General features: G+C 59.6%; 7 protein-coding genes. All 7 read right to left on the bottom strand.

The genetic code is table 11. From position 1 onward, the window contains the following. Nucleotides 1-499: 499 nt before the first annotated feature. The 7 genes from EN884_RS21625 to EN884_RS21600 all read right to left on the bottom strand — a co-directional run bounded on the left by EN884_RS21625 (nucleotide 500) and on the right by EN884_RS21600 (nucleotide 5,962). Nucleotides 500-1,141: an HD domain-containing protein gene (locus tag EN884_RS21625; protein WP_063170529.1), complete on the bottom strand. Its 642-nt coding sequence runs from the start codon at nucleotides 1,139-1,141 to the stop codon at nucleotides 500-502. Between the two features lie 168 nt (nucleotides 1,142-1,309). Then, complete coding sequence (locus tag EN884_RS21620) at nucleotides 1,310-2,284, bottom strand: GlxA family transcriptional regulator (RefSeq protein ID WP_063170530.1); 975 nt, start codon at nucleotides 2,282-2,284, stop codon at nucleotides 1,310-1,312. Between the two features lie 200 nt (nucleotides 2,285-2,484). Then, nucleotides 2,485-2,907, bottom strand: a complete 423-nt coding sequence (locus tag EN884_RS21615) for a cupin domain-containing protein (RefSeq protein ID WP_063170863.1) — start codon at nucleotides 2,905-2,907, stop codon at nucleotides 2,485-2,487. A gap of 142 nt (nucleotides 2,908-3,049) precedes the next feature. After that, nucleotides 3,050-3,208, bottom strand: coding sequence for a hypothetical protein (locus EN884_RS38720; protein ID WP_158515811.1), 159 nt, complete (start codon nucleotides 3,206-3,208; stop codon nucleotides 3,050-3,052). 273 nt (nucleotides 3,209-3,481) lie between these two features. Further along, a complete protein-coding gene (locus tag EN884_RS21610) occupies nucleotides 3,482-4,147 on the bottom strand; it encodes an HD domain-containing protein (protein ID WP_063170531.1) in 666 nt (221 codons plus the stop codon). Between the two features lie 75 nt (nucleotides 4,148-4,222). After that, nucleotides 4,223-5,212 carry an NADP-dependent oxidoreductase gene (locus EN884_RS21605; protein ID WP_127224675.1) on the bottom strand — a complete coding sequence of 330 codons (990 nt, stop codon included), beginning with the start codon at nucleotides 5,210-5,212 and terminating at the stop codon, nucleotides 4,223-4,225. A 504-nt stretch (nucleotides 5,213-5,716) separates the two neighbouring features. Then, the gene (locus tag EN884_RS21600) at nucleotides 5,717-5,962 is read right to left on the bottom strand and encodes a hypothetical protein (protein ID WP_063170534.1); all 246 of its coding nucleotides are present in this window, start codon (nucleotides 5,960-5,962) and stop codon (nucleotides 5,717-5,719) included. Between the last annotated feature and the right edge of the window lie 238 nt (nucleotides 5,963-6,200).

Genomic DNA, 6,200 nt, shown 5'->3' with positions numbered 1-6,200 from the left:
ACTCCAGGCAGCGGCCTAGTCTACATCACACAGCAATTCGACATCGAGGTCGTCGTGGAAGGCTCTCGTATGGTTTGGCGAACCTAAGGACGATGAACGCGACTAATTACAGGCTGGTAGGCCGCTGAAATCGTAGCCGACGACGGCGCCGCCATCGCCGCTATCATTACCTTCGCCGAGACCGCCGATCACGGCAGCTAGGCGGTTATAGAGTAACCGCTCATACTCCTGTTCCGGCTCGCTGTAGGTGCCGTCCGCGATCTAGAGCAGACCCATACGGTCCCGGATCACTATCTCACCCCGTTATTCGGATTTTCTACGCAGAGCAGCGATCACGTCGTGCCAGGACTCTGGCAGCTCAGGCAGTAGAAGAAATTTCTTTGTTCCAGCATAGCGTCCGTCCGAAATGGTCTCGCCGCCACCGGTTTGCGGCTCAAACTGAGACGAGAAATATAGGAATGGCGCCCATTTCAGCTTCCTCGACCGGCGGCAACCAGGGTCAGCTCGGCCAAGGTGAGCCAAGGATGATCGAGCAGAAATTCTGGCGGACATAGTTCATGTCCTTCAGCGCTAGGACGTCAGCCTTCACATTTCCGAACGTCGTCAACGGCTTCTTGATGATGCCGTTGGCGAAGTGGTCTATGATGTTCTCCTTGAAGTTCGTCTCGCGCGGATGATGGACGCACACACTGTCGCGCTGCTCATGCGTGAAGTCGTGATAGGCGACGCCGAGCACGTCCATCTCCACACCGGCGGTCACCAGCCCGATTGTGGGACGCATATGCTCTGGGATGCCGGGGGTTGTGTGGAGCGCAATGGCAGTCCAGACGTCCTCGACATCACGCTCCGGCACCCCGTAGCCCTTCATGAAGTCGCGCGCGGCATTGGCGCCGTCGACCTCGAAGCGCAGGTCAGGGCTGGCATATTTCTCGGTGAGGCCCATGTCGTGGAACATGGCGCCAAGGTAAAGCAGTTCCGGATCAAATTTTAGGCCGCGGCGCTCGCCGGTCAGCGCGCCCCAGAAGAAGACGCGGCGACTGTGGTTAAAAAGCAGGTCGTCTTCGGTATCGCGCACAAGCTGTGTGGCGGCCCGCGCGATAGCGCTGTCAGGCACGCGAATTTCGGCGATGATCTCAGACATGGAAAAATCTCCTTCGTTGGGCAGCCGCCGGCGGGGCTTGTCGGCATTACGCAACAAGGCCCTGCTTCGGGCAACGAACGGGATCGTGCGGATCAGGACAGCCGTGCGTCGTTTCCTGACAAATGCCCGTCTGAGCCTTCACGTCTCAACCCGCCGTGACTTCGCGATCTATTCCGATTCCGCCCCCCGGAAGCTGGCGCGATATTGGCCGGGGGTCACGCCAATACGGCTGGTGAAAACAATCCTCATCCGGTCTGCGGATCCGAACCCGCAATTGAAGGCGACGGCTTTCAGCGGTCTGTCGCTTCCTTCCAGCATACTGCGCGCCGCATCGACGCGGGCGCGCTCGATGAACTCATGCGGTGTAATCCCCGTCGCCTGCACGAAATGCCGGGCTAGATTTCGCGGGCTCATGCCGACGACAGCAGCAAGCGACTCCAGCGTGTGGCGATCCCCGATGTTGCCCATCACGTGGTCCTGAATGCGTGCGATGGGCGATTCCAGATCGGCAGGTGCCGTAAGGTAGGGACTGAACTGCGACTGCCCGCCCTGGCGTTGGGCCACCACGACCAGCCGCTTGGCGACCTTGAGCGCCGTTTCCGCGCCGTGCTGCTGCCCGACGAGCGCCAAGCCCAAATCTATTCCCGCAGTCACACCGGCCGCGGTGATCAGCCGCCCATCGCGCACATAGATCAAGTCCGGTTCGACCCTTGCCTTGGGGAACCTGGCCGCCAGAGCCTGCGCATCCTGCCAATGGGTTGTGACGCGTCGATCATCCAGGAGGCCGGCATAGCCAAGGACAAAGGCTCCGGTGCAGATTGATCCATAAACGCTCGAGCGCCACGGCAACTCTTTGACCCACTGGACCAAGTACGGTTCCGGCTCCGTCGCCGGAGGCGTCGGCGCGCCGGCCACCAGAATGATGTCGAAGCCCCCCGCTGCCTCCTCAAAGGTCAGGTCCGCTACCAGTCGCATCCCGTTCGACGCGCGTAGTGGATTGCGGTGAGCGGCAACCAATACTGTCTCATAACGGTCGGCACTGTCCAGAAACGTGTTTGCCTCGCTGAACACGTCCATCGGCCCTGCCGCGTCCAGGGCCTGAACACCCTCATAGACAACGATCGCGACAACGTGTTTCGGCACCTCTTACGGCCTCTCCAGTCAGATGCCGTACTATGCATGTAGTTAGCACACTGCAAAAGGCCCAGTCCGGTCTGTTAATCAACCAACCGAAATGTCCGTGCGTCAGGAACTGGACTTAATTGGTCGATTTTCCAGCCGATACCGGACGATCTATACCGGCCAAAAAAGTCGTCGCGGCGACAGGCGAGTTTGTCGCGCTACTATTGTGATCCTGCCGCCTTGTCAGGCGTCGTCAAGGGCTTGTCCTTCGAGTCCAAAACGAAGAGCGCCAATAGGCTGGCTGGCTCGGTCTCACTCGCGTTCTCGCTGATGCGGTGATGTGAGCCCGGCATTTCGTAGAAGCCTTCACCTGCATGATAGATCTTCGCCGGCTCATCGCCGACTTGGCTGCGGATAGCCCCGGAGAGCACGTAGGCGTAAATAAATGCCGAGGCTGCGTGGTGATGAGCGAGCGATTTGCCTCCCGGAGGATAAGTCACGGTCACAGCAACTATTCTCGTTCCTTCGACATTCGGCAGTGAGTGCTCGAAGGCCATTCTCACCTGCTCCCGGTCCTGTGCCATCACGGGCGAAGCTCCCAGAGCGATCGCCGTTGCTATCAGTGGGACGGAGGCCGTTCGCATTGCTCTTGACAGCGCACTAATCCGATTGGCAGATCCATTGATCAACATCATCGCACTTTTTCTTTAATGTCTCACGCTTGGTTCAAACAAGACCCAGGGCCGAACTGATTGTCACCGCTACGGTTCACGTCCGAAGCCATCGTCACGATATCACGGTCGCTTTAACCTGCTTCTTTCCTTGAGCAGCATAGAGAGCAGCGCCGCCAGACTGATCCCGCAGCCCCCAGCCGATCCGCTCCGTCGCGCCGCCGGCAATGACCTGAGCACCCGCAGCGGCATCCAATACGCTCAGGGCGCCCATTCTGGCGCCAGCGCCACCAGCGGCTTGCTGCCCGGTTATCAGCCCCCAGCGGGCCAGTCGCCAAAAGCCGGACCGGCATTGCCCGGGCGGTCGGAGCGCCGCGCTGACCGAGAGGCAAGATAGGCAAGCAGCTCAATTTCCCACCAACGATTGGGGTCCGGCGCGCGGCAAATGCGCCGAGAGTTAACCACCTGGGAGAGATCAGCGATTCATCGTCGGCAGCCCGCCCGCAATCGCGATCAAGCTCCTGGAGCACGGGATACGTCCTCGTCATCATGTTGAGTTCTGCGGTGCGGAATCCGGGAACGGAGACGCGGCGATCAAGTCGCATGCGTTGGGAGTCTTAAATCCCGGCATGAAACGTTCGCAGACGGCCGCGTTAACGGTGCCATACGTCGTCGCGGGCTTATGCGCAAAGCCAGCGAAATACTCCTGGATAAAGCCCTCTTTGAAATTTGCCCGCGGGTACTTGACCACGATTTCCTCACGCAGCTCCACGGGAAACTGATCGAAGCCCACTCCGATGACATCGAGAAGAACACCTGAGTTGAGTAGCGCTACTTCGGCGCCCATATATCGGGGAATGCCGGGGGTGGTGTGCAGCGCGATTGCTTCCCACACGGTCTGCACCTGGTCTTCAGCAATGTTGTGGACGTTTAGAAACTGTCGGGCGGCATTTGCGCCATCGACCTCAAAGCGTTCGTCTGGGCTCGAAAACTTCTTGATAAGGCCGAGATCATGAAATGCGGCCGCCACGTAGAGGAGTTCAGAGTCGAAGCGCAGTTTCCTCTGACGACCCTGCTCAGCTGCGAAAAGGTAGACGCGGATCGAGTGATTGAAGAGCAGATCGCTGGCGTGCTCGCGTAGGATATCTGTCGCCTCTTTCGCGAGCAAAGAATCGGGAATGACGAGGGCATTGGAGAGATTTAGCTTAGTCATTTGCTTGGTCCTTCAAGACTAGCTTTGGAAGTGGGCAAATCGGGGCTCGCGAGTGCAACGACGAGGCTTGATCGATCATCTCGCTCCGACATCGAGCACGATCTTTCCCTTCGGTGGAGTCCGCACGCGCTCCAACATCAAATGCGCCTCGCGCGCGTCCGCGAGCGGCAAGACCGCCCCCACCCTGGTTCTCAGTTTTCCACCGTCGACGAGACAGGCGATCTCCGCCAGGTCCTGCCTCGTGACGTTGACCAGGAAGAAGGAGGCTTCAACGCCATGGCGTTCTGCGAGTTTCTGATCCGGATTTGACACAGCCGAAATCAGCTTTCCGCCTCGACGAAGGACCTGGAACGAGCGGTTCTGCGTCTCGCCGCCGACCAGATCGATGACAGCGTCCGCGTCCCTAACCTTTTCCTCAAAGCGTTGGGTCTGGTGGTCGATGACCGTGTTTGCTCCGAGATCGCGTACGAAAGTAATGTCGTCCGTCGCTGCAGTCGCAATCGCTTGCAGGTGCGCCTCACGCGCCAATTGAACCGCATACGAGCCGACATTTCCCGCCGCCCCGTGGATCACAACCGTTTGACCGGCTTTGAGCTGCGCGTGGTAAAACAACGCCTGCCATGCCGTCACGGCAACGACAGGAACAGAGGCGGCTTCAGCATAGGTTAGCGACGTCGGCTTGTTCGACACCATCTCAGCGGAAGCCACTGCGTATTCGGCGTAGGCCCCTATAAACCGCGGATTCGTAACGCCATAAACCTGATCTCCCACACGCAGTTCTGAAACTCCGGACCCCTTGGCGACGATTTCGCCGGAGAGATCCGAGCCTAGCGTGAGAGGGAGCGGTTGCGGTAAGGCGCTCTTGCCCGCCCGGATCCAACCATCCCACGGTCCGACGCCGGCGGCTTCAACTTTGACGAGGACCTCGCCGGGGCCAGGATCAGGCCGCGGAACGCGCTCGTACTTCATGATCTCTGGTGGCCCGAACTCGTGCACGCGCCAAGCCATCATTGTTGAATGAGTTCGCTCTCCGTTATCTTGACGAACGATGCTGCTGGAAGTCATGTCATTCTCCTTGCGCTCGGCTCGTCATGACTGCTACCGCCGATGGGTGGACCTTGTTGTCGAGGACGGCCCTGTTGCACTCTCGGCCGACCTGGGGCGAAGCCTCGAATGTCACGCTCTGCGTCGGCGACTTGGCGCTCGCCGGTGACGCATCACGCCTGTTCGATGCGACTGCCGTGAAGCGGACTTTCTCGCTCGTGCCTCGGTGAGAGGTGCCACGGCAGTCGCATGGTCGCTCTCCAAGGCGATTTATCGGACGGCTTGTCCATATATCGCGCTGGACCCTGCTTTGGACAACGAACCCGATCCTGTGGATCAGGACAGTGGAACGTCGTTTCCTGACAAGGTCCATCCGAGCCTTCGGGGCAGCAGCGGTCGTTTATTTCCAACGTACGAGTTGGGCCGCGTTCGCGCATTCGACCGGCGCGGCATGCGGTGGCATAGCCTTTTGGTCGGCGCCGAGCTGCAAACTTCAAAGGCCGCTAAGTTTCCGCCACCGAGAGCTCACCAAGGCTGCAAGGACGTTCGGACGTCGACCTCGAACGACCAAGCCTTGTGGTGCTGCCGATAGAGGAAGGCGGAGCATTCCACGACGCCCTCGATATCGAGCAACCGGTCACGGCGCGAGTCGTCGTCTGGAAAGCGTCGGCGGATTTTGTGGCCGTCGACGGCACCATCGACGATGACGTGGCCGACGTGGATCCCCTCCAAACCGTATTCCTTGCCTGCGCGACCCGCCTCGGTCAGCATACCTCCGCGTGCAACGCTGCCGATCGATATGCAGGGAAGTCCGTGTAACCCACCTCGCCCCGTCGGGTGTAATAGGTTGATCGGTCCGCTTCTGCGAACGGCCAGCCATGCTCGAGATGCTCAGCAAGATCCGGCTCGATCGCATGGCATGCTGTTTCCGTCAAACATGAACTCCAGGATTTCGAGACGGTGCGGATGGCAGTAGGGGACACGGGCTTGGGCAGGTTCCACTATGGAT

The organism is Mesorhizobium sp. M7A.F.Ca.AU.001.01.1.1 (genome assembly GCF_004022735.1).
Classification (GTDB): domain Bacteria; phylum Pseudomonadota; class Alphaproteobacteria; order Rhizobiales; family Rhizobiaceae; genus Mesorhizobium; species Mesorhizobium ciceri.
Note: the sequence above shows the minus strand (reverse complement) of the source record. Positions and strands in the feature narration are given on the sequence as shown.